The sequence below is a fragment of the Hymenobacter sp. NBH84 genome (assembly GCF_014217645.1).
Lineage (GTDB): Bacteria > Bacteroidota > Bacteroidia > Cytophagales > Hymenobacteraceae > Hymenobacter > Hymenobacter profundi.
The window spans coordinates 2,197,755-2,223,430 of record NZ_CP043644.1 but is presented as its reverse complement, the minus strand read 5'-3'; the positions used below and the strand labels follow the sequence as shown (position 1 = coordinate 2,223,430).

The window sequence follows — 25,676 nt, the reverse complement described above, 5'->3', positions numbered from 1 at the left end:
GCAGAAGAGTTGTCATTCCGAACGTAGTGAGGAATCTGAGTAGCAAGTAGCTGTTTCCCTCAGATTCCTCACTGCGTTCGGAATGACAGATTACTTCAGCACTTCCTTCTTCTCAATACCCACGTCGTTGCCTTTCAACAACTCGCGGGCTTGCTTCACAACGTTTTCTACGCTGAAGCCAAATTCGGCCATCACTTCCTCGCCGGGGCCCGATTCGCCGAAGCGGTTCATACTGATGGTCGTGCCTTCGTCAGTCACGTATTTGTGCCAGCCAATGGGTGAGCCGGCCTCAATGGCAATGCGCTTGCGCACGGCAGGGGGTAGGACTTTGTGCTGATATTCAGCTTCTTCCAGCTCAAACAACTCCCACGAGGGCATACTTACCACGCGCACGGCCACGCCTTCCTGCGTCAGCTTCTCCTGGGCTTCCAGGGCCAGCGACACTTCTGAGCCGGTACCAATCAAAATTAGCTCTGGTTGGCCGTTGTCGGCGTCTTTCAGGATGTAGGCGCCTTTAGCCACGCCTTCGCGGGCTGAACCCATCGTTTCCTGGTCCAGCACCGGCAGTTTCTGACGGGAGAGGATAAGCGCTACCGGCGTTTCGGCCTGGGTGAGCGCAATGCGCCACGATTCCACGGTTTCGTTGGCGTCGGCGGGACGCAACACAATTAGATTGGGCACCGTGCGCAGGCCGATTACCTGCTCCACCGGCTGGTGGGTAGGGCCGTCTTCACCTAGGCCAATGCTGTCGTGGGTGAACACGAACGTGGCCGTGGACTGGGCCAGCGCCGTGAGGCGGATAGAGCCGCGCATATAGTCGGAGAAGTTCAGGAACGTGCCGCCGTAGGGACGCACGCCACCGTGGCGGGCCATGCCGTTGAGGGCACCGCCCATGGCGTGCTCGCGCACCCCAAACCAGATGTTGCTGTCCTCATAGCGGCCCGGCTGGAAGCTATCCTCGCCCTTAGTCGACATTTCGTTGGACGAGGCTAGGTCGGCGGAACCGCCAAACAGGTAGGGCACGCTCTTTTTGAGAGCCGTAAGGGCTTTACCCGAAGCCTGACGGGTAGCCAAGGGGCCATCGGCGGGCTTGAACACGGGCAGTTCGGCATCCCAACCCTGGGGTAGGTCGTGGCTGAAAGCGGTTTCAAACGCCTTTGCCTCGGCCTCAAATTCCTTTTTATACGCAGCAAACTGCTCGTTCCATTCCTGTTGCAGCTTGGCGCCGCGCTGGCCGGGTTCCAGCAAGTGTTGCTTCACCTCATCAGGCACAAAGAACTTCTCGTCCGGATTCCAGCCCAGGAACTCCTTGGTTTTGCGCACGTTTTCAGGGCCGAGGGGCGAGCCGTGCGACTTATTCGTGCCTTCCAGCGGCGAGCCGAAGCCGATAATCGTCTTCACGGCAATAATCGACGGACGGTCCGTTTCGTTTTGGGCTTCGCGAATAGCAGCCTCAATGGCGTCCAGGTCGTTGCCGTCGCCTACCGTCTGGGTGTGCCAGCCATAGGCGTCGAAGCGGGCCATAGGGTCCTCGGTGTAAGCGAGGCTAGTAGGACCATCGAGCGAAATGCTGTTATCGTCGTACAGATAAATCATCTTGCCCAGCTTGAGGTGACCCGCCAGCGATGCGGCCTCCGAGGCAATGCCTTCCATCAGGTCGCCGTCGCTCACCAATACGTAAGTATAATGGTCGACTACATTGTGGCCGGACTTGTTGTAGGTGGCGGCCTGAAAAGCCTCCGTCATGGCCATGCCTAAGCCGTTGGCAAAGCCCTGGCCCAATGGTCCGGTGGTTACTTCCACGCCCGCCGTCAGGTTCGACTCGGGGTGGCCGGGCGTTTTGGAGCCCATCTGCCGGAAGCGTTTCAGCTCCGACATCGGCAAATCGTAGCCGTAGAGGTGCAACATGCTGTACAGCAGCGCCGAACCATGCCCGGCCGACAATACAAACCGGTCGCGGTTGGGCCACTCGGGGTCTTGGGGGTTGAAGCGCAGGAAGCGCGACCACAGCACATAAGCCATGGGAGCGGCACCCAGTGGCAAGCCGGGGTGGCCGGAGTTGGCCTCCTGCACCATATCAACGGATAACAGACGTAGGGTATTGACGCTCAGCTGGTCCAGGGATTGTTGGTTTTCGGGCATGATACGGAAAGATTGAAAGAAATTTAGGTGCAAAAGAAGCGTAACCGGCATCGTTGCCAGTAGCCTTGGGGGCTGGTTGCGCCCAGAGACGTTACTACTTAGTACGGAAAAAATCGTGTAAACGATGAATAAAACCTGGGGCTGACGGGCAGAAGCGCAGCCGAAAAACTAGATTCATCGTTATACCTTTGCGTATACAACGCTCGTTCTCGCACACCACCCCGCTTCTACGTATAATGTTCCGTTTGCATCTCGCGTTGCCTGCGCTGTTGCTGCTGCTGTGCCTGGTAGGCGCTACTCCGCCCCAGTCAGCAGCGCCCCTTACCATTGCCGCCGCCTCCGATTTGCAGTACGTGATGGATTCGCTGCTCACCATCTACCGCCGCCAACAGCCACAACAGCAAGTGAAGGTGGTGTACGGCTCCTCGGGCAAATTCTACCAGCAGCTCAGTCACGGCGCCCCGTTCGATATCTACTTCTCCGCTGATAGCAACTACCCTCGCAAGCTGTACCAGCAGGGCCTCACGGCCAGCGCGCCCCAACGCTACGCTACCGGCCGGCTGGTGGTGTGGAGCAAAAAGCTCGATCCACGCCCGCAGGGTATGAATATCTTACTGAACCCAGCCATCCACAAAATTGCCATGGCCAACCCCGCCCACGCCCCCTACGGCCAGAAGGCGCAGGAGGCTCTGCAACACTACGGCCTGTACGATAAGCTGAAACCGCGCTTGGTGCTGGGCGAAAACATCAGCCAAACGGCCCAATACGCCACTACCGGCGCCGCCGACGCAGGTATACTCGCCTTGTCGTTGGCCCGTAGTCCGCAGCTACGCCGACAAGGGCACTACTACCTCATTCCTGCTGACGCGCACACGCCTTTGGAGCAGGCGTATGTGGTGATAAAGCGAGCCGCCGGCAATCCGGCGGCAGCTTCGTTCACGGCGTTTATCAGCAGCGCCTCGGCCAAAGCCGCGCTGAAGCGGTATGGGTTTGAGTAGGGTAGGAGCCTTGAAAGTCGTCCGTCATATTTATCTGTCATCCTGAGCGGAGCGAAGGACCTTCCCACGGCAGAACGAAGTCGTTCATTAGTAACTCCAACGTGAGAAGGTCCTTCGCTCTGCTCAGGATGACAACCTAAGAAAACATAAAAGAATACTGCTTCCACTTTGTCTGACTTCTCCCAAACCCTACTGCTCACCGCCAAGCTGGCCGCTCTCACTACCCTGCTGCTCTTGCTGCTGGGCGTGCCATTAGCCTACTGGTTGGCGTATGCCCGGTTTCGAGGCAAGGCGGTGGTAGAGGCGCTGGTGAGTTTGCCGCTGGTGCTGCCGCCCACGGTGATTGGGTTTTACCTGTTGCTGGCTTTCAGCGCCGATAGTGGGGTAGGACACTTCCTGGTGCACACGCTGGGACTAGAGCTGAACTTCACGTTTGGCGGCATTCTAATTGGGTCGTTGGTATATAGCCTACCCTTTATGGTGCAGCCAGTGCAGGCCGCCTTGCACAATGTGCCCCGCTCGTTGCGGGAGGCCGCGTACACGCTGGGCAAGTCGCGGCTGACGACCTTGTGGCGGGTGTTGCTACCCAATATCCGGCCAGCGTTGCTGAGTGCTTCGGTACTGACGTTTGCGCATACCGTGGGCGAGTTTGGGGTAGTGTTGATGATTGGCGGCAACATTCCGGGCCAGACGCGGGTTGCTTCCATCGCCATCTACGACGCCGCCGAAAGCCTCGACTACGCCCGCGCCAACCACTACGCGCTGGTGTTGGTAGGACTGTCCTTTGCGGGGCTATTGCTGCTGGCCGCTTTCACCAAACGCTCTGCCAGCCGACTATTGTGATTGATCTGCACCTCACCAAACCCCTGCAAACCGCGCACGGTCCGGCGCTGCTAGATGTGCGCCTGTCCGTGGCAGCCGGTGAGCTGGTGGCCATCTACGGCGCGTCTGGCGCCGGCAAAACCACGCTGTTGCGCTTGCTGGCAGGCCTGAGCCGGCCGGCCAGCGGCTATTTGCGGATAGGAAATGAGGTGTGGTACGACCAGCAAAGCGGTATCTGGATGCCACCCCAGCGCCGCAGCATTGGCTTCGTGTTTCAGGATTACGCGCTGTTTCCGAATATGACGGTGCGCCAGAATCTGGAGTTTGCCCTACCCGATGCGTCGGGCAAGGCGTTGGTAGGCGAGCTGTTGGAACTAATGGACCTGGGCGAGCTGGCCCGGCAGCGGCCGCAGCAGCTTTCAGGGGGGCAGCAGCAGCGCGTGGCCCTGGCGCGGGCGCTGGCGCGGCAGCCCCGCCTGCTTCTGCTCGATGAGCCCTTGGCGGCCCTGGACGTGCCTACCCGCCTGCGGCTGCAAGAGGCATTGGCGGCGGCACACCAGCGGTTTCAGCTCACTACCTTGCTCGTAAGCCACGATTACGCCGAAATAACCCGGCTGGCTACTCGTGCTGTGGAGCTAGACGGAGGCAAGGTAGTGCGCGACGGTGTACCATCGGCAATACTGCCCGGCGCTGACGCAACACCTGCCTTCCGGCTGACCGGCACCGTAGTAGCCGCCGAGCCTTCGGCTAACGGCCAAACCTTGCGCGTGAGGGTAGGAGAGGAAGTGGTAAGGGTAGAAGTAGATGCCACCACGCCCTACCAGGTAGGCGATACGTTGGTGCTAATGGGTAGCGTGCAAAGGGGGTAGCACAGAAACGCCTGCCGCCCACGAAACTCCACCGTACGGCAGCGCGTTCCTTACTCACTATTCCACCACTCACCCCTTCCCACCCGTGCCCGAATTACCCGAAGTCGAAACCTACCGCCGGTTTCTGGATGACCTTATTCTACATCAACCCATTACGGCAGTAGAAGTGCGCGACGCCCATGTGCTCACCACCGATGAGGACACGCTGCGGCGCTACCTGGTGGGTAGGCAGGTAATGGCCACGCGTCGCTTGGGCAAAAACTGCTTTCTCGAACTCGACAACGACACTGTGCTGGCCTTGCACTTTGGCATGACCGGCGACGTGGGCGCCTACCGCGACGACCCCGACGCCCCGCGCTTCACCCGCGTGGCCCTACACCTGGCCGACGGCATGCGCATCGCCTTTGTAGACCCGCGCAAATTCGGCCGGATCCGGCTGGCCGGCAGTGTGGCCGAATACCAGAAGCTGAAAAAGCTTGGTCCCGATGCGCTCGATATCACTTCTGAGCAGCTGCAAGCGGCGCTCAGCAAAAAGAAAACGCTGCTGAAGCCTGCTCTACTCGACCAGCGCATCACTGCCGGCTTGGGCAACTGGATTGTGGATGAGGTGCTGTTTCAGGCTAAAATCAACCCCGAACGGCTGTGCAATACGCTTACCGAGAAGGAGTTCAAAGCCCTGCACGCGTCCATTCAACTGGTGCTGAAAACGGCTATCCAGCAGGAGGCCACGTACCGCAACTTCCCGGCGTCGTTCCTGATTCATGCGCGCGAGTGGGACGACTCGGCCACGCCGGGTACCGACAAGCACCGGTTTTGCCCGCGCCACCCGCGCACCGAAATTGAGAAGAAATACGTGGGTGGTCGGGCTACCTACTACTGCCCCAAATGCCAGCCAGTGCCCGTCACGGCCAGTGAAAAGCCAACGGCCAGCGGAACCCAGGGGTAGGGAAAGCGTAAAAAGTAGCCCCTCCACTTTTAACGAATTCGCTTATGTTTCGCGCAGTTGATTATCCCGATGAAAACCTGCTGGCCCTTTATATCGGTGGCACGCTCACCAAAGCCGACTACCAAGGCGTGGTGCCTACCCTCGAAAAAAAGGTACAGCAGTACGGTAAGGTGAACGCCTACCTTGAATACCAGGGCATTGAAGATGTGACTTTGAAAGCGCTCTGGGAAGAGTTGAAAGAAGATGTAAAGCACTTCACCAGTTTCAACCGCGTGGCTGTGGTCAGCAACGACAATACATTGGTGAAAGCCGGGGCGGCGCTCAGCTCCGTCATCACGCCCAGCGATGTGAAGCACTTCAACCCCGACGAAAAAATGGTAGCCCTGCAATGGGTGCGCGGCGAAAACGCCGTGGCCTCACCGCGTACTGTAGACGTGTATTCCTCGTAGAATCAGTAGAGGAGCGTTACGCGCGCCCATCGTTGCGTCTGTTTTGGTGGGAAAAACCAAGTTTTCAATGCCAAGTCAGTTGAATATGAAGCAACAGACGCGTGCAACGCGCCCTTACAACGCAAAAGAGCCAACCGCACGCGGTTGGCTCTTTGTATTTCCTGCTACGCCTTCTTTTTGCTTACGAAGCGTCGGTGAGCATCGCTACCAAGCGGCCGTTGGGGTTGTACACCGCTCCAGAAGTATCGATGTATAGGCGGCGCTGCTTGGAATCAACCAGGATCAGGGGGAAGTCCTCGTCGTCGGAGCGAGTGATGCGGCCCACTACTTCGGCGGTGCGGGTGCCGGGCTCTACGTGCACCACGTTCAGGCGGTCGGTGAGGTAGAAGGGCTCATCCGGAGCGTCGCGGAAAGTAAGCTTGCCCACAATGGCGGTGCGGTTAGCTACGTTGCGGGCCACGGCAGGCGCCGTAGTCTGCGGACGCAATACGGCCGGCGCGGACGAAGGAGCCGTAGTACGCGTACTGGCCGCAATCTGGGTGTTCGACTGCTGCCAGCCCCGGCTGATGGCCGCGAGGCGTTGGCTACGGCCAGGGTGGGTTGCGGAGCCATGCTCGTCCGATATCACCGCCATAGCGGCCTGCGCTTGGGCCAGGCTGGCGCCCATCTTGCGCAACACAAAGCCCGAAAACTCATCGGCCTCCAGCTCGTCGGCGGGGTTAGAGCCGCGGCTCGTGAGGGTATGACCGTTGAGGTGGTGCCCCATTTCATGGGCCAGAATGCTGGTGCCGGCCCAGTCGGTGCGGCCGGCGCGGTTTACGGCTGCCACAAACTGCGGATTATACAATAGGTAGCGCTGGCCATTGTAGACCACGGCCGCGGCATTGTCTACCTCCGAGGTAGCCTGCAACTCGAAACGCGGTTTCAGGCCTACTACCGAGGTGATATCGCGCAGCACGTCGCGCTGACCGGTGGAGGATTGGGCGTAGGAAGTGCTGGGCAACAGAGCCCCCAGCACCAAGAAAAGACCCGCCAAGCGGCGGAAAAAGGCGTAGGACATGGAAGTGAGTTCTGAGTGGCTGATAACAGAAGGCAAATAATACGCCATAAAATCCTATTTGGCAGACATATCGGCTTCTATCTATACAACGCAGAACGCTACCTTTTTCGTTTACTTTTCCTGCCCTGGGGAGCCTTTTTTACAGAAAAATCAACCAAAATACAGCGGGGCGCCTCCCATCCGGAAAGCGCCCCGCTGTATGATAGGTAGTAGGGCTATAAGCGCACGCCGATACCCGGCCCAAAGAGGAAGAACAATTTCCCGCCATTTACTAAGTAGCCTCCGCCAAGATAGAGTGGGAACGTAAGCTTAGCGTCGCTGCGGGTCGGGTAGACCGAGCCGAGCACTACAATACCCAAGTCGCGGTTGGCATTGCTAGTAGGACTCAGGTTGAATGCATTGAGTGCTACGAAACCTGCACCTACTTTATAAGGGCGGGGCTTGTTGATTTTATTGGGATTGTAAAACGTTAGTTGGGCCAGCGTGGCTAGGCTGATGCCGCTAAAGGCTGTATAGTTGTTGTTCTCGCCGTTGCCATTTATTTGCTTGGTAAGCAAACCGGCCGGGAAGCTAATGTCGATGTCAAACTTCACCCTACGCTGCAACACTAGGTCTAGCGTTTGCGAGTAGCCCTTGTCGCCGTACTGGCTGGCCACGTGCTGCACGGTTACGTAGATGTGCGCCCAATCGTCGAGGTCGTAGGTTTTGCGGGAGAGCAGGCTGTTGAGGTTGATGTTGCCGACCTGGCACTGCGGGTCGCGGTAGAAAGCGGCCCGCAAGGAGTTGTCGCCGGGACACACCACCACGTTTTCAATGGTGCGCATCTCAATCAGGTTGCCTTTGGCGTCCTGGGTTCTGATCTGAAACGTGAGGTACTGCTTCCCATACAGCTGCTGGTCAGCGTCGATGGCGTTGGCATCGAAGGAAAACACCACGTCGCGCACGGTACGGGGGTAGAGGATGGGGCCGTTGAGGGTCGTAACGGGGCGCGCTGCCTCCCCAAACGTCACCTTCACGAAGTCCAGCGGGTGAGGGCGCTGAAACTCGCGCACGTTCAGGCCCTGGCCCGTGTTTTCATTGCCGTTGTAAATGGCCACGCGCTTCTTATCAATCCCAACGGGCACCTGCAAGCGGTAAATCACCGCCGACTCCGAGCGCACCGATGAGTCGGAGGGAACCACGCGCACATCCTCGAAGCGAAAAGGCGCCTTCAGCAGCGACTCGCCCTCTAGGCGTACATCTACCGTTTCGCCGGGATTCACGTTGGTGTTGGTGGTCCAGTCGCCGCCGCGGTGCCGCACGCTCACCGTAGTAATGGTGGTTTTGGGCGAAATGTTGAGGTTGGTGATGTATTTGGGCTGGTCACCGTCCTTTATATATAAGTAGCTGTCCGTTTGGCGGTGGGTGTTGTATACGCGCAGCCAGCACAGCACCCGGTCGTTGGAAAGGTACTGGCGCGTGAAAATTTCAGCAACGAGTGCCCCGCCGGCTTCTTCCTGATCTTCTACCCGGTAGGTGTGCTTCAGGTCGAAGGTGCGGCCGTTGTCGAGGATGATTTCTACGCCTTTGCGGCGGGAGCTTTCATCCAGCGTAATTTCTTTTTTGTCGACGCTCAGGAACCGTAAGCGGCTGCTCTTCACCGTGAATTCCTGCCGGATAGGAGGTAGGGAATAGCTCAGCTTTCGACCATTCTCAATCAGAAAGGGCCGCTCGGTTTGCATGCGCAGCGTGATGCTGCGCGTGCCCGTTACGTTGGGCAGCACGTGCAGCTTCAGGCCGCCATTTTCCTGCGCTATGCGGTAGTCGATGTCCTGGCCGTGGGTCCACTCACCGGTGGCGCGCACGTTTTTCACGTTGTTGCTGGTCAGGTCGAACACCTTCTCCTCGCCCACAAACAGCTCCGTATCGGTAGGGCGGAAGTCGAGGGAAGTGCGAGTGACAGGCAGCAGCTGCACCGTTTGGGTGAACTGCGGGCCGCGCAGGCTGTCGAGGTTGGCCTGGGCAAAAGTGAGGCTGAGGTAGCGCACCCCGGTCAAGGCCTTGAAGCGAATTTTGGTGCGATAGTACTCGTTGTTGACCGGTGTGAGCGAATCCAGCTGCTGGAAGTCGGCGGAGCGCACCAGGCGCAACGGCGCACTGGGGTTCATGCGCACAGGATAGGCCATAATTTCGGCCGTTTCGTCTTCCTGACGATAGTAGAAATACAGGTTCAGCTCGCCCTGCACGGCAATCATGTTGCGGCTGAGGGCGTAGTTGGTGGTGTCGGTGCGCAGCAGCAACTCGCGTAGCAGCGTGGCGCTACGGGTGGCCGCAGGGCTAACTGTCGTTGGGGCCGGTGCTTGGCTGGTGCGATAAGTAGGGGCAGGGGTAGAGGCTGGCACATCCGGTACCGGGGCCGGGCTGGTAGGCTGCTGGGCCCAGCTACGAGAAGGAAACAACCACAATAGCACAAAAAACGACAACCAACCTGTGCCCCGTAGGGCACGACGCAACAAAGTAGGCAATAGCACGGGCAGCAGAACAGAGGCGAACAAACAAAGCAAGCGCCGAAGCGCAAGCAAAGGTAGGGCCACGAGGCCGATTCGCGCAGAAAATTCGGCTTGTTACCCCTCTACATGCCGGTTCCTACTGGAAAGGCAGGCTTGCACATTGAGTTAATTTCAACTTTTTATTGTCCATAAAAGCCCACGGAGCGCAGTCATTTTCTCCAACTTCTAGCCTACCCTTGAAGAGAGACCAAACGGACTGATACGGTGTGTATAGGGGCAGATAGCAAGCCAAAGAAGAATAGGCTATATATAAGAATAATTATATCAATAAAAAGAGCTGTATACTCAACAGTAAATTGATTTTCAATAACTTAATAGGAGAGGTCGCGTAAGATAAGACAGATAGTTTAGAATCTGATCCAGGTTAAAAGCCTGTTGCCAATGCCTACCAACGACCTTGCTAATCAGCCGCCACTTTCGTCAGCGAAAGTCCCCATAATAGAGGAGAGGGCGGTGATTCACCGCGAGGTAGTGGAAAGTGGTCGGGTGCGGTTATCCAAAACCGTACACGAGCACCAGGAGGATGTAGACGTCATCCTACGCCACGAGGAAGTGCAGGTAGAGCGCGTCGCCGTCAACCAGTTTGTGGCCGATGGCGTGGCCCCTCCCACACCGCGATACGAGGGCAATACACTCATTGTACCAGTAGTACGCGAAATCGTGATGAAACGTCTACTGATTGTAGAAGAACTACACATTCTGAAACAACAAGTGGAAACCCGTGAAACGGAAACCGTAACGCTACGTCACGAGGAAGTGAACGTGGAACGCTACCCCGCCAACGAAGCAACTGACGCTTCTCCTGATCAGTAACATTCTCTCATACTTAACCACCACCTAACCCCTAAAAAAATGACTCATACCGTAATTGGAATGTTCGATACCGCCGACCAGGCAAAATCTGCTGCTCAACAACTTGCTAGTGCTGGCTTCAGCCTAGACCATGTAGACGTAGCCTCGCGTAACGACGATACAACCGATACTAATGATGTAAATCGTGGCCGGTACCGCAGTAATACCAACCGCACCGAAGAAAGCTCCACCGACAGCATCGGCGACTTCTTCAGCAATCTGTTCAGCGATGATGACGACAACGCTAATCGCTATGCTCATGCAGCCCGCGAAAGCGGCTCGTTGGTAACCGTACATGCTCACTCCGACGAAAACGCCCGCCAAGCCGCCGAAATTCTGGACCGTTGCGGCGCTGTTGACGTGAACGAGCGTGCCGAGCAGTCGGGTTATAAGGGCAAGGCTACGAATGCAAACGCAAACAACGCGAATGCCAACGCCAACGCAACCAACCAAAACACCAATGATCAGGTGTCGGCGAAGGTAATCGAGGAAAACTTACAAGTAGGTAAGCGCGTGGAGCAAACGGGCGGTGCCCGTCTGCGTAGCCGCATCATCGAGCGCCCCGTGGAAGCCAGTGTGCGTCTGCGTGAGGAGCATGTGAACGTAAACCGCAAGCCGGTAGACCGTCCTGCTTCGGAAGCTGACTTTGAAGCTTTCAAAGAAGGTAATATCGAAGTAACCGAAAGCGCCGAGCGCGCTGTAGTGGGCAAAGAAGCCCGCGTAGTGGAAGAAGTAACGCTGGGCAAAGAAGTAACCGAGCGTGAAGAAACCATCCACGACACTGTGCGCAAGACGGAAGTAGACGTAGAGAAGTTGAACAACAACGACCGTCCTGCCGGTGACCCACGTCGCTAGAATCAAGGACCAATCCTTATAAATACGTAGAAAAGACGGCTGCTTTGCAGCCGTCTTTTTTATGCTCATTGCCTAAGATTTACTGCTGTAGCATGGTAAGAATGCCGCATTGCGCAACCCAACACTAGCCTGCACGGTATTAGAAAAGCACTAGGTACCTGCCATAGTGGCCGGGCCATTCCTTTCACTTTCCCGAATGACCACACCTCCCCCTACCTCCCGCACCCATACTTACAACATGGGCCTGATTGGCAACTGCGCCTTCCTGGGCCTGATTGGAACTGATACGGCCGTGCGCTGGCTGTGCTGGCCGCGCTTCGATAGCAGCTTTGTGTTTGGTAGTCTGCTTGACTCCCACAAAGGCGGTGAGTACAGCATCCGGCCCGCCGAGGGGGAGTTTCGGAGCAACCAGTACTACCTCGACAACACCAACGTGCTGTGCACCGAGATTGAAACCCCTGACGGCCGCTACCGCGTCACGGACTTTGCCCCGCGCTTCACGCAGTACGAACGTAACTACAAGCCCCTGATGTTTGTGCGGAAGGTGGAGCCCTTGCAGGGTACGCCCCGCGTGCGGGTGCGCTGCCAGCCGGTAGGGCAGTACGGCGAGCAGGCACTCAGCCGCCGCCGCAGCTCCAACCACATTGCGTTTCTGGGCTTGGAGGAAGAAATTCGTCTCACTACCAACATTCCACTTACCTACGTGCTCGATGACCAGGATTTTGTCCTGAACGACACGTTTTATCTAGTGCTCACCTACGGCGCTCCGCTGGAAGCACCCTTGGAAAGCACCGCCGAACGGTTTCTGCGCGAAACCACCCAGTACTGGCGCAAGTGGGTGAAGAGCATGAGCATTGGCACGTTCCATCAAGCAGCCGTAATTCGCTCAGCGCTAGCCCTAAAGCTGCACCAGTACGAGGACACGGGCGCTATTATTGCGGCCACTACTACCTCCCTACCCGAAGCGCCTGGCTCGGGCCGCAACTGGGACTACCGCTTCTGCTGGATGCGCGACACCTATTATATCCTCACGGCCTTCAACAACATTGGTCACTTCGAGGAGATGGAGCGCTACTTCCACTACATCGCCAATATCTCGACCAAGGTAGAAGACAAGTACCAGCCGCTCTACAGCATCAGCGGGGCTTCCAAGCTGATTGAGGAGGAACTGGACCTAGAGGGCTACCTTGGCAACCGCCCCGTACGTATCGGCAACGATGCCTACACGCACATTCAGAACGACGTGTATGGGCAAGTGCTGGTTGCGCTGCTGCCGCTCTACGTAGACCGGCGCTTCATCGATTTTGAACGCACCCACACCGAAAAGCTGATCTACGACGCCCTGCGCCTGATTCGGCAAACCATGAACCAGCCCGACGCCGGGCTGTGGGAGTTCCGCACATTGTCGCAGTACCACGCCTACACTTACCTGTTCCATTGGGCGGGTAGCCACGCGGCGTGCAAAGTAGCCAGCTACTTCCAGAACCCTGAAATCCAGCGTATGGCGCAGGAGTTGATGGACGAGGCTGCTGATAAAATTGAACAGTGCTACAACCAGCAGCGCGGCGTATACACCAACGCCATCGGCTCGCCCCACCTCGATGCCAGCACTATGCAGTTGATCCTGATGGGCTACCTCGACCCAGCTTCCGAAAAAGCCCGCCAGCACTTGGTAGAGTTGGAAAAGGAGCTGATGACGCCTGAAGGCTTGTTCTATCGCTACCGCCACGCCGACGACTTCGGCACGCCCGAAACCACGTTCCTGATTTGCTCTTTCTGGTACGTAGAAGCCCTGGCCGCCGTCGGCCGTCTTGATGAAGCCATACGCGAGTTCGAAAAGCTGCTCAAGTACACCAACCATCTGGGCCTGCTTTCCGAAGACGTAGACGCCAAAACCGGCTCGCAGTGGGGCAACTTCCCGCAGGCTTACAGCCACGTGGGCTTGGTAAACGCCGCCTACCGTATCTCCAAAAAGCTGGACCGCCCGAACTTCTTGTAGGGTTATAAAAAAGCTGTTGGCCGTTAGCTGATAGCTGTTAGCTTTCTATCTCTTAGAGAAGCTAACAGCTATTAGCTAACGGCCAACAGCTTTTTTACAGTAATACTACTGCGGCACGCTCACCTCTGCCAGGCTTTGCAGTAGCTCCTGCACCTCTGTGGTGCCGGGCACGTGGAAGCGCGCCAACGAGCGGCTGTTGCGGCCTACCTTAATAGTGAAAGCATCTTTGGGCATCGCGCCAAAGGTATCCTCGTCGGTGCGGTCGTCGCCGATGGCCAGGATGAAGTCGGGCTGGTAGGTGGCCACCCAACGGGCGGCGGCGGTACCTTTGTTGAGACCGGCAGCCTTAATCTCAATCACTTTGTTGCCCTCCAACACTTGCAGGTCGCTGTTGCTGGTCAGGAAGCTGAGGTGGCTGATAAGCTCGCGCACGCGCACGGCAGCTAGCTCGGCATCGGCGCGGCGGTAGTGCCACACCAGCGAGAAGTCTTTGTCTTCAATAAACGACCCCGCCGTGCGGCTCACATACAGCTCCAGGGTAGGGCGAATTTCCTTCATCCAGTCGTTGCGCATGGGCTGAAACAGCGTCCAGTCCTGGCCCGCGGCCCGCAGCCACACGCCGTGCTCGGCAATGAAATCGACGGGCAAATGGCCCAGCCATTTCTGCAGCGTCTGCCGGTCGCGCCCGCTGATAATCACCACGCGGTTGTGTGGGTCGGCGCTCAGCGTAGTCAGGGTTTCCAGTATTTCCGCCGAGGGCGCCGCCTTCTGCGGGTTGGGGTGGAAGGGCGCCAGCGTGCCGTCGTAGTCGAGCAGCAGCAGGCGTTGCGAAGCGGTAGTATATTGTTGGCGGAGCGTGGTGGCTTCCGTCGCATCCAGCATTTCTGTGGCGAGGGTCATCTGTTTGATTTTAGTATACGCCAGACGATTCATAAACAGCTCCGTCCAGTGGTAAACGTTGTAGTGCTGCACCAAGGCCTGCATATTGGCTAGGCGCATTTTCTGCTCCTCCTCGGGCATTTCCAGCGCCTCATGCATGGCTTCGGCTAGCTGGTTCATGTCGGAGGGGTTGATGAGCAGGGCGTCGGACAGCTCGCGGGCGGCGCCGGCCCGCTCACTCAGGATCAGCACACCGCTACGGTCGGCCTTGCTGGCAATAAACTCCTTGGATACCAAGTTCATCCCGTCGCGGATGGGCGTTACCAGGGCTACCTCCGCCATGCGGTACAGGGCCGTTAGCTCTTCCAGGGGTAGGGAGCGGTAGAAATAATGAATCGGGTTCCAGGTGATGGTGCGGTAGTCAGCATTGATGCGGCCCACCAACTCGTCAATCTCCTCCTTCAACTCCTGATATTGCGCTACCTGGTCGCGCGAGGGCACTACCAGCATAATCAGCGTAGCGCGGCCCTGCCATTCGGGGTAGCGCTGGAGCAGCAGTTCAAAGGCCCGCAGTCGCTGGGCAATGCCCTTGGTGTAGTCGAGCCGGTCGATGGATAGAATGATGCGGGCGTTGGGTAGGGCCGCCAGGTAGTTTTGCTCGTGCTCCTGCGCCACCTCCGAGGCCGCGGCATTAGCGTAGCGCTCATAATCAATGCCCATCGGGAAAGCATCAATCAGCACCGTACGATTCTTCAACTCTAAGCGGCCGTTCTGGCTGGGGTAGCCCAGTAGCTGCGACACTGAGCTGAGGAAGTGACGCATGTAGCCAAAGGTGTGGAAACCAATCAGATCAGCGCCCAGCATGCCTTCCAGCAATTGCGTGCGCCAGGGTAGGGCGCGCAGCAACTCATACGACGGAAACGGAATATGCAGGAAAAAGCCAATGGTGCTATGCGGCCGGGCCTTGCGTAGCATTTGCGGCAGTAGCAGCAGTTGGTAGTCGTGTACCCAAATGGTATCATCGTCGCCGGCTGCTTCCAGCACGGCGTCGCAGAATTTCTGATTCACGGCCACATACGTCTCCCAGTGCTGCTCATTGTACACGGCATACTGGCTGAAGTAGTGGAAGGTAGGCCACAGCGTTTCGTTGCTGAACCCCTCGTAAAAACCCTTTATTTCGTCGTCGTTCAGGAAGACCGGCTGCATGCTGTCGGCCTGTAGTTTGGTGGTAATCTGCTGCCGCTCCGTTTCGTCGTCTGCTACCAGGCCGGGCCAGCCGATCCAGACGTTGCCCTCGGCCCGGTAAATAGAGCCCAGCCCCGTCGCCAATCCGCCTTCACTGGGTGTAAAAGCCAGATCGTCGTCGGTGCGCTGTACTTTGGTAGGCAAACGGTTAGAAACAATAATAGTACGCGACATAGAAAGAAAGCTTGGTGAAAGAAAGAGTAGGCATTCAAGTAATAAGTAGTACGGAGTAGAATTGTTTATTACCGAATGGGAATAACGATTATTACAAACGATAGGTTAGGGTAAGGTCATCAGGCACAAGTCAACACCGCAGTAATTCTGTTTTTTGGTATAATGGCTGATCTTATTGCTACTCACAGAATACAACAGAAATTACTATAGTACTACTGTAATCGTCAATAATACTATCGTGCTGTGCTTTGCTGCACGACTGTTCTGTGTGGTGCAGTTATTCCAGTGGTCGTAGGTAAAGAAGACTATTGATTTTTAGGGGTGATGTGCTGTACATGAGTAGAGCATTGAAAATCTGTCAACATTTTTTCAATAGAGAAAAATACTATTGTCCTTACGCGGTATAGAATATCCTGCTGTCAGAGTACACAAGCAAGTAACCCGCATTTCATGAGTTAATTGCTGTGGTACAGATGTAGCGAAGTGTAGCTTGGGGTAGATGAACCAGTAGCACTAAAAATAAAAGTCCGATTAGCGGCAGCTAATCGGACTTTCAAAAACAGGGGCCGGATAAATTACTCGGCAGTTTCGGCTTTGCGCGGGCGGCCAGGCTTGCGGGCACCTTCGGCACGAGGCTTACGCTCCTTGGCGGTAGGCGTGTAGCCAGGCTGTAGCATTTCGTTTAGCTCTTCTAGCAGCGAATTTACTTTCGTAACGTTTTTGCGAATCTGATTGAGTAATTGCTCGTTGGTGGCGGCATTATCAACAATTTCCTGCAGGCGGGCAATATCCATGGTTGCCATTATGAGTTAAGTTGTGAGTTTAAATTAACGTGTTGTAAATGTTACGTGACAAATATAGTGTTAGTTCCTGAGTGGTAATAATAAAAAATAAATTAATTAATAGATGTATGAATGATATGGTTTGCACAAGATTGCGCCTGCGTTTCTTCTCTTGTTTTTTATTATTACGTCAATGTGTGTAATGGTTATGCTGAATGGTTGAAAGACAAATTTTTAATGACGCTGCTATCTAAAAAGATGAAAAATACGCTCACAGCTTACTTTATATACTTGAAATGAATATATCTAAGTAGTTCAGTAGTAGTTGTTAAAGATGAGTGTATTCTGCAACACGTTGCAAATGCTGCTTATAGCCACAGCAGTAGACTATACTTTTCTCGCAGCTGAACTAGTATTTTCACTACCGCTCAGCAAAAATTCGCGCAGCCGGTTGATGTGGCGTTTTATTTCTTCGATGCGTTCTTCCTGCTGGGCGCTCCAGTACCCTTCGCCGCGGCTGGCCATATTGCTGAGTAGGTTTTTGCGCTCTTCCATCATGCGCAAGGCCACCCACAGCGTTTCCTCCATTTCCTGCTGCGAAGATTCGAGCAAGGACTCAGCGGTGTAGGCGTGGCCAGTGTGGCAACGAAAGCGCAGCACGCTGCCTTCGTTCACTTTCCACAGGTTACCACCGCAGCCGGGACACGTGAGGGGTACTTGGTGCCCAATCTCACTAACTTCGTCTACTGTACCCATAACACGCTCGGCAATAGCCGCTTCTAGTTGTAAGTCGTGCGGAATGTGTGGGCGATGCTCCGGTTTACTGACCTGCTGACCTACCAAATCCATCAGCAGTGCCCCCATCTGGCTGACGGGCACCACGTAATCTACGGCCACGTGGCGCAGGGCGCTTTCGGGCATGCTGGCAAACTCGGCGTCGGCGGGGTCTTGCACCACGGCAATGCCGCCGCAACGCTTCACAAAGTCGAGGCCAGCGGTACCATCGTGCAGCATACCCGTTAGGACCACGCCAATCACGTACGAGTCGAAGGCCACGGCGGCCGAGCGAAATAGCGCATCGGCGGCCGGGCGGTAGTTGTTTTCGTGCGGGCCTTTGGTAACCAGTATGCGGTCTTCGTGCGTGAGCAGGTGCCGGTCGGGCGGGGCCAGGTAGAGGGTACCTGCTTGCAAAGGCGTTTGGTCTACTGCCAGCTGGCAGTGCAGGGAGGTGTGCATGGACAGCCTGTGCACCAGGGGCTGGCCCGTCGAGTCGGGGGCCAGGTGTTGCACTACCAATACGGCTGCTGGAAGCGTAGCAGGAAGTTGCGCTACTAGGCGCGTGAGAGCCGGCATACCACCGGCGGAAGTGCCAATAACAATAAGATAAGAAGGAGCAGCCACGGAAAACGTAAAAGGTTAAGATAGAACGCCAGGCGCAGGGCGGTTGTATACTACGCACCAAAACCACAAGCGGGCTATGTCGAATTAACTTATTTTTAATTGAAATTTGTCGATTCTGTGCCCTGGAACGCGTTTACTGTTCTGCTTATTTCCTTCTTCTATTCCCTTCTGATTGTGTATGAGTTCATCTAAACAGCCTTCCAAGCAACAGCACAGTGGCCCAGCTGCCCAACCCGTGGAGGAGGCCACAACTGATGCTACGCCGGCTCATCTGATTCAGGAGCCGTTGGGGGTAGGCGTCGCGCCTGTCCGCCACGAGGAAGACCGGTTTACGGTGGTGGCGCTGGGGGGGGCGGCGGGCTCTCTGGAGGCATTCAAACAGTTTTTTCAGCATTTGCCCTCGCATACGGGCCTGGCCTACGTGGTGGTCACGCACTTGTCGCCCACACAGGAGGGGGAGATGGCGCAGGTGATGCAGCACTTCACCACCATGCCCGTTATGGAAGCGAAAGACGGCATGCGGGTGCGGCCCAACCACGTGTACGTGATTCCGTCCAACCACGACCTGAGCCTGCTGCACGGCATTCTGTACCTGCTTAAGCCCACCCAAGCGCCGGGGCGCCGCCTACCCATCGACTTTTTCTTGCAGAGCCTGGCCAAAGACGTACGCGAGCGGGCGGTGTGCATCATCTTCTCCGGCATGGGCTCCGATGGTAGCCTGGGCCTGAAGCTGGTGATGGAGAACTTTGGGATGGTGATGGTGCAGGACCCCGAAACGGCAGCGTACGACTCGATGCCCCGCGCCGCCATGGCCACCGAGTTTGTAGACTTTGTGCTGGCGCCGGAAATGATGCCCGCTAAGCTGCTCGACTACGTAGAGCGGCCCCTGCTGGGGCGCCCGCCCCGTCTCAGCGAAAATCGGGACGACGCCAATAGCAAACCGGCCCACGCCCTGCAAAAAATCTTCCTGCTGATTCGCTCCCAAACCGGGCACGACTTCAGCTACTACAAGCGCAACACGGTGTTTCGGCGCATCGAGCGGCGCATGAACGCGCACCAGATCAAGGAATTCACCCACTACGTGCGCTATTTGCAGGAAAACCCCCACGAGGTAGAGCAGCTGTTTCGAGAATTACTGATTGGCGTCACCAAGTTCTTCCGCGACCACGAGGCCTTCGAGCACCTGAAAACGCATCTGCGGCCCGTGTTGCAGCGCAAAGAAACCGATAGCACCATACGCGTGTGGGCGCCCGGCTGCTCTACCGGCGAGGAGGCCTACTCGCTGGCCATGCTGCTGCTCGAATGCCTGGACGCGGTGGACCCCAGCCGCTACCTTAAGATTCAGATTTTTGCCACCGATATCAGCGCCGAGAGCATCGACTTTGCCCGCACTGGGCTCTACCCCGAGAACATCGTAGCCGATGTGAGCCCGGAACGCTTGGAGCGCTTTTTTCAGAAGGTCGACGGCCACTACCAGATTCGCAAGGAGGTGCGCGATTTAGTGGTGTTTGCCCTGCACAACATCAACAAAGACGCGCCCTTCACGAAGCTGGACCTGCTGTGTTGCCGCAACCTGCTGATTTACCTGAGCGGGGAACTGCAAAAAAACCTGCTGCCCGTGTTTCACTATGCGCTCAACCCCAACGGCATTCTGTTCCTAGGGCCGAGCGAAAACATCACGGGCTTTCAGGATTTGTTTCAACCCCTGGATGTGAAGTGGAAGATTTCGCGCCGCACCGAAACGGCCGCGTCGTTGCCGCGGCTTGCCAATTTCCCGTTTTCTCTATCAAGCCATCCCATGGCTTTGCCCGTACCGCCCGTGCTAGTTCCTGCTTCTTCTTCTGCCCGCCGCGATGGTGGACCTTTTGCCTCCCTTATTCAGAAAGAGCTGCTGCGCACGTACGCGCCGCCGGCAGTGGTTATCAACAGCAAGGGTGAAATCCTGTACGTGAATGGCCGCACGGGCAAATACCTGGAGCCTGCCCCCGGCCTGAGCGGCATGAACCTGTTCGAGATGGCCCGCGAGGAGCTGAACTTTGAAATCAGTGGGGCCGTGTTCCGGGCTACCCAGTCGCGCGAGGATGTGGTGGTCGACAACGTGCGGGTGCGCACGGATACGGGCCAGCAGGTGCTGCGCCTATCGGTGCGGCACCTGGGCGAGACCGACAACCTGGCGGGCTTGCTGCTGGTGGTGTTTGAAGATCAGCCTACCCCCCGCCGCTTGCGCCTGGGCAAGCAGAGTGGTTCCCTTGAGCAGCGCAACGACGTCGCCTCGGCCCTCGAAAAGGAACTGCAATACACCAAGCACCGCCTCCAAACCACCATTGAGGAGATGGAAAGCAGCTTGGAAGAGCTGAAAAGCACCAACGAAGAGCTGCAATCGGCCAACGAGGAACTGCAAAGCACCAACGAGGAGGCCATGACCAACAAGGAGGAAATGCAGAGCCTGAACGAGGAACTGCTGACCCTGAACATGCAGTACATGGCGCGCACGGAGGAGCTAACGCAGTCGGCCAACGACATGAAAAACCTGCTCGATGCCACCGAAATTGCCATTATCTTCCTCGATAACGACATGCTGGTGAAGCGCTTCACGCCGCCTGTAAGCCGCATCGTCAACCTGATGCCCAGCGACGTGGGTAGGCCTCTAATGCACTTTGCTTCCAACCTGCGCTACGAGCACCTCGTTCGCGATGTGCAGCAAGTGCTCAGCCGCCTCACCAGCCAAGAGGCCAACATTCAGGCCGTAAACGGGCAGTGGTACACCATGCGCATTTTGCCCTACCGTACCCTCGACAACTACATCAGCGGCGCCGTCATCACCTTCACGGAAATCACCAGCCTGAAGCAAATGGAGAAGCAGCTACAGGAAAGTGCCCGCTTTGCGGCCAGCATTCACGAGGCCGTGCGCGAGCCCCAGCTCACGCTCGACAAACAGCTGCGGGTGCTAACGGCCAGCCGCTCGTTTGCCGAGGCATTTCGGGAGCAGGCCAGCGAGCTGCCGGGCAAACCACTGGTTAGCCTCAATGGCGGCGCCTGGGACAAGCCCGCCCTGCGCCACCAGCTGCACCAGCTGCTCGATCCTGAATCGGACCAAATGGAGTTCAACGACTTGACACTGGATATGGCACTGCCAGAGGTAGGGCGGCGGCAAGTGGTGCTGTATGGTCGGCGCCTGCTGCACTTGGAGCAGCCTACCAACCAGGTGTTGCTAGGCGTGAAAAGCATAGCAGAGGATACCACTCCCTAAGCCGCGCCGCCGCGCCAGGTTGCGTACCTATTGGTTCTTTATAGGGTAGGAAAAGCCCGTATATCTTCAGCAGCACAGAAAGCGGCTGCCTGGCTTTTTCAACTACACTCCGGCTCTGTTCCTACCCCCACTATCTACCAAATTCATTATCTATAACCGGCTTGTTGTATGGGAAGGCTTGAAGAAGGAGAGCAACCTCAAGATGTTTCCCGCGCTAAGGCAGCGCTGGAGAGCCTGCGCCAGCGCACCGAGCAGCGCCGCTATCTGGTTACGCAGCCCACACCAGTTGATACGCCGGCCGAAGTGCGGCAACTGGTGCAGGAGTTGCAAGTGCACCAGATTGAGCTGGAAATGCAGTACGAAGAACTGCTGCTGGCCCAAATGGAAGCCGAAAAAAGCCGTGCACAGTACATTGATCTATACGAGTTTGCGCCCATTGGCTACTGCACCATCGCCGCCAATGGGCAACTGCAACAGCTAAACCTGCGCGCCAGCCAGCTATTGGGCGCCCCAAGGCAGCAGTTGCTGGGGCGGCGCTTAGTGCTGTTTGTGGAAATGAGCAGCCGGGAGCCATTCGTAGAATTTCTGCAACGTCTACTCAGCACCGGACATCGGCAGACCCTGACGCTGCCCATGCGCCGTGTCGACAACATTTTGTTTTATGCCCGCCTGGAAGGCATGGCCACGTCTGCGGACCTATCTGAGCTATGCTGCCGCCTGGCTTTGTTTGATGTAACGGAGCAATACCAGGCGCAGCAAGCATTGACCATCAGCGAAAAGCGGTTCCGAACGCTCTTCGAGCTGAGCGAAGACGGTATGCTGCTGCTGCGCGACAATCGGTTTGTGGACTGCAACGACAGCGTCCTGCGCCTGTTGCAGCTACCCGATAGAAAAGCCTTACTTGGCCAGCATGCCTCGGCCTTCTCGCCCGAGAAGCAGCCTAATGGCCTGCGGTCCTACTCCCTGGCCAATCAGTATTGGGAAGAAACGCTGCTGCGCGGCTCCTTGCAGTTTGAGTGGTGCCGCCTGCGGGCCAACGGCGAGCCGTTTTGGGAGGAAGTGCTTCTTACCAGTATTCCTGAAGAAGTGGGTAGCGCGTTGGTGCACGCCAGCTGGCGCGACATTACAGACCGCAAGCTGGCGGAAGCCGAGCGGGCTACCCAGCAGCAGCGCCTCGCCGATGCCGTGCTGAACGCCCAGGAAGTTGAGAAGCGTCGCATTGCGGAGTCGTTGCACAACGGGCTGGGGCAGTCGCTGTACGCCGCCAAGCTGCACCTCGACCATATTCAGGTAGGGGACGACCAAGTTTCGCAGCAAGTGAAAGCGAAGATAGAGCAACTGTTATCCAGCGCCATCAAGCAGGCCCGTACGTTGTCGCACCAGTTGGTGCCCACCACGCTGGAAGACTTTGGCCTGGAGGCTGCTATGAGGGATATCTGCCAGATTTGCAGCAGCCCAGCCTTGCAGCTATGCTGCCACGTGCAGACCCTACCAACCAGCATCCCCAAAAACCTGCAAATTGCTGTGTACCGGATGGCGCAGGAGCTGACCAACAACATCGTGAAGCATGCCCAGGCCACGCAGGCAAGTTTACACCTACGCGAGGAACACGGCTACCTCATCCTCCAGGCCCGCGACAACGGCCAGGGCTTCGATGCGCAGCAACCCTCCTTCGATGGCTTGGGGCTGAGTGCCATTCGCGACCGGGTGCGCTTGCTGAACGGTACCCTGAACGTCGAATCGGGAGCAGAACAAGGTACGGATATCACGGTGTTCCTACCCTTGGTACCGGGCAAGCTAGCTGCTGCGCCGTTCCCAGGCTAAAGAATGCTTAAAGCAACTGACGGTCGGAGCCGAAGGGCACGGGTGAGGGTAGAGCGCTGGGCGCAGCCAGCAAGTCGCAGACTTCCTGCCAACTCAATTCGCCAGCCACGTACCGTTGATATAGGGCCTGAGCGCGAGCTGGCGTTTTGAGCCCCATATTTTCCCGCACAATCAGCATTTGCCGAAGCACGTGCGCCCGCTGTTGCGGCGTCTGGGCAAAGGGACCGAATTTAGGATTGTGAGCCATAAGAATAGTGGAAAGGGGAGGATAGAACGAGTAGCAAAATTGCCGAATAGTGTAGAAAGATTCAATCGTATAAACCCGTAAGTGACTTAGTAACAACTACGTAATTAGGGTAGCTGTAAAAAATACTATTGGCAGAACTGGTAGCACTGTAGTCAGTAAATACACAGTTGCAGTCAGTAAAAATACCTTGTTTGAGCAATAAAAAAGGCCTTCTGCTGGGGAGCAGAAGGCCTTGCAAAGCGGGGAAGTAGTCCGTAGGGGAATCGAACCCCTGTTGGTAGAATGAAAATCTACTGTCCTAACCCCTAGACGAACGGACCAGATAACGAAACCCTGATGCGCTTTGGTGCTGCAAAGGTAATACTAGATAATAAGAATGCAAGTAGGACGCAGAAAAAAATATTGCAAGGGCTTATTGCTGCATTTTCAGTAGGCTTTCCGGGCCTTGTTAAGCTGCTGAAAGCCAGGGCTGGCGCTGCTAAACGGCTGGCGGTGCTTCAGCATATACCGAAAGTAGGTGTTGCTGGTAGCCGAGTTTGTGACGGAGCCATTGGGTAGCACGTCCTACCCGTTGGTGCAGAGAAAATGGAGAATCGCGGCTTCGCTGGGAAACTTGCGTTTCCGGTCGGCCTCCCGCGTAGACAGCATACCTTTGCTCATGAAAAACGTGTAGTAAAAATCCCGAGAATATATTTCAGCTGTGCCATAGGGCTGCTTACAAGTCGCAAACACCGCAACAAAAAAGGCCTTCTGCTGAGGAGCAGAAGGCCTTGCAAAGCGGGGGAGTAGTCCGTAGGGGAATCGAACCCCTGTTGGTAGAATGAAAATCTACTGTCCTAACCCCTAGACGAACGGACCAGATAACGAAACCCTGATGCGCTTTGGTGCTGCAAAAGTAGCGTAGGGAAGCTTCAGCGCAATATCTGACGCGAAAAAAAAGTGTGTCCGCTGGCAAATAGATTGATTTACAGGTAGAAAATTTTTCGTTTTTACCTCATCATTGAAAATGGAATAGCTACGGACCGCCTTCTGTACGTACTAGAGGACACTTACCTGCCAGCGCGGAAGCACTTCCGAAACACTTGTCCTATCTGGCGGGTTAATTTGGCGAAGTTAAGGAGGCCCTTTACCTTCGCCTCGCCTAACCCTAAACCCGACCCGCACTTGTGTGGGCCGATTAACCCCTTTTTCCTGCTATGGCTAAGATTAAAGTCGCCATCAACGGATTTGGCCGCATTGGCCGCCTCACGTTCCGGTCGCTGCTCAAGCGCGACAACGTGGAGGTGGTTGCCATCAACGACCTGACCGATAACAAAACGCTCGCCCACCTGCTCAAGTACGACTCGCTGCACGGCCGCTTCGACGGCGACATATCGTACGACGAGGACAGCCTGACCGTGAACGGTCAGCGCATTACGGCCTTGGCCGAGCGCGACCCCAAGCTGTTGCCCTGGGGCGACATGGGTATTGATGTAGTGCTGGAATCGACTGGCCGCTTCGTAGACGAGGCAGGTGCTGGCCAGCACCTGACGGCTGGCGCGAAGAAAGTAGTGATTTCGGCTCCAGCTACCGGCAACATCCCGACGGTAGTACTGGGCGTAAACGAAGACATCCTGACCGGCGACGAGACCATTCTCTCCAACGCTAGCTGCACCACCAACTGCCTGGCCCCTATGGCTAAGGTACTGGATGATGCGTTTGGCATTGAGAAGGGCTACATCACCACGGTGCACGCCTACACCTCGGACCAGAACCTGCAAGACGCGCCGCACAAAGACCTGCGTCGTGCCCGCGCTGCTGCGTATAGCATCATTCCTACCAGCACCGGCGCCGCCAAGGCCGTAGGTCTGGTACTGCCCCAGCTGAAAGGCAAGCTCGATGGTATCGCCATGCGCGTGCCTATTCCAGACGGCTCTACCACCGATCTAACGGTAATTCTGAAGAAGGAAGTGACCAAAGAGCAGATCAACGAAGCCATCAAAACGGCTGCCGAAGGTCCGCTGAAAGGCATCCTGGAGTACAGCACCGATCCGCTGGTAAGCATCGACATCGTAGGCAACACGCACTCGTGCATCTTCGACTCGCAACTGACGGCTGCCAACGGCACGCTGGTGAAAGTGGTAGGCTGGTACGACAACGAAATCGGCTACAGCTCGCGCACCGCTGACCTCATCGAGAAGCTCGGTGTGAAAATGCAGGGCTAAGCTCCGCTTACAGTGCATCAAAGAGCGGCCTACCCACACCGGGTAGGCCGCTTTTTTGTTGTAGCATAAAAATAGATTTGTCGACTTTTGAGCGCCAAACGAATTCCCTTACCACTACCCAATCGTTCA

At 56.5% G+C, this 25,676-nt stretch carries 18 protein-coding genes and 2 tRNA genes; 11 read left to right on the top strand and 9 right to left on the bottom strand.

The window, feature by feature from the left end:
* Positions 1-90: 90 nt before the first annotated feature.
* A complete protein-coding gene (tkt, locus tag F1C16_RS09330) occupies positions 91-2,142 on the bottom strand; it encodes a transketolase (protein WP_185284050.1) in 2,052 nt (683 codons plus the stop codon).
* A gap of 236 nt (positions 2,143-2,378) precedes the next feature.
* Between tkt and modA the strand changes: the two genes are divergently transcribed.
* From modA to F1C16_RS09305, 5 genes are all read left to right on the top strand, one after another.
* A complete protein-coding gene (gene modA, locus F1C16_RS09325) occupies positions 2,379-3,140 on the top strand; it encodes a molybdate ABC transporter substrate-binding protein (RefSeq protein WP_219733471.1) in 762 nt (253 codons plus the stop codon).
* A 168-nt stretch (positions 3,141-3,308) separates the two neighbouring features.
* Positions 3,309-3,983: a molybdate ABC transporter permease subunit gene (modB, locus tag F1C16_RS09320; RefSeq protein WP_185284049.1), complete on the top strand. Its 675-nt coding sequence runs from the start codon at positions 3,309-3,311 to the stop codon at positions 3,981-3,983.
* Positions 3,980-4,831 carry an ATP-binding cassette domain-containing protein gene (locus tag F1C16_RS09315; protein ID WP_185284048.1) on the top strand — a complete coding sequence of 284 codons (852 nt, stop codon included), beginning with the start codon at positions 3,980-3,982 and terminating at the stop codon, positions 4,829-4,831. The genes modB and F1C16_RS09315 overlap by 4 nt, the downstream gene beginning before the upstream one ends.
* An 85-nt stretch (positions 4,832-4,916) precedes the next feature.
* Positions 4,917-5,777 (top strand): DNA-formamidopyrimidine glycosylase, encoded by an 861-nt coding sequence (gene mutM / locus F1C16_RS09310; protein ID WP_185284047.1) that lies wholly within the window; start codon positions 4,917-4,919, stop codon positions 5,775-5,777.
* 44 nt (positions 5,778-5,821) lie between these two features.
* Positions 5,822-6,226, top strand: a complete 405-nt coding sequence (locus F1C16_RS09305; RefSeq protein ID WP_185284046.1) for an STAS/SEC14 domain-containing protein — start codon at positions 5,822-5,824, stop codon at positions 6,224-6,226.
* A 181-nt stretch (positions 6,227-6,407) separates the two neighbouring features.
* On the opposite strand, the gene F1C16_RS09300 is transcribed toward F1C16_RS09305, so the two are convergent.
* Both F1C16_RS09300 and F1C16_RS09295 read right to left on the bottom strand, forming a co-directional pair.
* Complete coding sequence (locus tag F1C16_RS09300) at positions 6,408-7,286, bottom strand: membrane-binding protein (protein ID WP_185284045.1); 879 nt, start codon at positions 7,284-7,286, stop codon at positions 6,408-6,410.
* A gap of 215 nt (positions 7,287-7,501) precedes the next feature.
* Positions 7,502-9,820: a hypothetical protein gene (locus F1C16_RS09295; RefSeq protein WP_185284044.1), complete on the bottom strand. Its 2,319-nt coding sequence runs from the start codon at positions 9,818-9,820 to the stop codon at positions 7,502-7,504.
* Positions 9,821-10,216: 396 nt separating this feature from the next.
* Between F1C16_RS09295 and F1C16_RS09290 the strand changes: the two genes are divergently transcribed.
* From F1C16_RS09290 to F1C16_RS09280, 3 genes are all read left to right on the top strand, one after another.
* Positions 10,217-10,648 carry a YsnF/AvaK domain-containing protein gene (locus F1C16_RS09290; RefSeq protein WP_185284043.1) on the top strand — a complete coding sequence of 144 codons (432 nt, stop codon included), beginning with the start codon at positions 10,217-10,219 and terminating at the stop codon, positions 10,646-10,648.
* Between the two features lie 39 nt (positions 10,649-10,687).
* Entirely contained in the window at positions 10,688-11,542 is an 855-nt protein-coding gene (locus tag F1C16_RS09285) for a YsnF/AvaK domain-containing protein (protein ID WP_185284042.1), read from the top strand.
* Between the two features lie 196 nt (positions 11,543-11,738).
* Positions 11,739-13,541 (top strand): glycoside hydrolase family 15 protein, encoded by a 1,803-nt coding sequence (locus tag F1C16_RS09280; RefSeq protein WP_185284041.1) that lies wholly within the window; start codon positions 11,739-11,741, stop codon positions 13,539-13,541.
* A gap of 105 nt (positions 13,542-13,646) precedes the next feature.
* Here F1C16_RS09280 and F1C16_RS09275 read toward each other — a convergent pair whose 3' ends face one another.
* From F1C16_RS09275 to F1C16_RS09265, 3 genes are all read right to left on the bottom strand, one after another.
* Positions 13,647-15,839: a bifunctional alpha,alpha-trehalose-phosphate synthase (UDP-forming)/trehalose-phosphatase gene (locus F1C16_RS09275; RefSeq protein ID WP_185284040.1), complete on the bottom strand. Its 2,193-nt coding sequence runs from the start codon at positions 15,837-15,839 to the stop codon at positions 13,647-13,649.
* Between the two features lie 575 nt (positions 15,840-16,414).
* Complete coding sequence (locus tag F1C16_RS09270; RefSeq protein ID WP_185284039.1) at positions 16,415-16,642, bottom strand: hypothetical protein; 228 nt, start codon at positions 16,640-16,642, stop codon at positions 16,415-16,417.
* Between the two features lie 366 nt (positions 16,643-17,008).
* Positions 17,009-18,022: a chemotaxis protein CheB gene (locus F1C16_RS09265; RefSeq protein WP_219733470.1), complete on the bottom strand. Its 1,014-nt coding sequence runs from the start codon at positions 18,020-18,022 to the stop codon at positions 17,009-17,011.
* Positions 18,023-18,200: 178 nt separating this feature from the next.
* Between F1C16_RS09265 and F1C16_RS09260 the strand changes: the two genes are divergently transcribed.
* Entirely contained in the window at positions 18,201-21,272 is a 3,072-nt protein-coding gene (locus F1C16_RS09260; RefSeq protein WP_185284038.1) for a CheR family methyltransferase, read from the top strand.
* A 168-nt stretch (positions 21,273-21,440) separates the two neighbouring features.
* A complete protein-coding gene (locus F1C16_RS09255; protein WP_185284037.1) occupies positions 21,441-23,096 on the top strand; it encodes a PAS domain S-box protein in 1,656 nt (551 codons plus the stop codon).
* A gap of 7 nt (positions 23,097-23,103) precedes the next feature.
* Here the strand turns inward: F1C16_RS09255 and F1C16_RS09250 are convergent, their stop codons facing one another.
* From F1C16_RS09250 to F1C16_RS09240, 3 genes are all read right to left on the bottom strand, one after another.
* Positions 23,104-23,343 (bottom strand): hypothetical protein, encoded by a 240-nt coding sequence (locus tag F1C16_RS09250; protein WP_185284036.1) that lies wholly within the window; start codon positions 23,341-23,343, stop codon positions 23,104-23,106.
* A 248-nt stretch (positions 23,344-23,591) separates the two neighbouring features.
* Positions 23,592-23,663, bottom strand: a tRNA-Glu gene (locus F1C16_RS09245).
* 466 nt (positions 23,664-24,129) lie between these two features.
* A tRNA-Glu gene (locus F1C16_RS09240) sits at positions 24,130-24,201 on the bottom strand.
* Positions 24,202-24,539: 338 nt separating this feature from the next.
* On the opposite strand from F1C16_RS09240, the gene gap reads away from it, so the two are divergent.
* Positions 24,540-25,547, top strand: coding sequence for a type I glyceraldehyde-3-phosphate dehydrogenase (gene gap / locus F1C16_RS09235; RefSeq protein ID WP_185284035.1), 1,008 nt, complete (start codon positions 24,540-24,542; stop codon positions 25,545-25,547).
* Positions 25,548-25,676 lie beyond the last annotated feature (129 nt).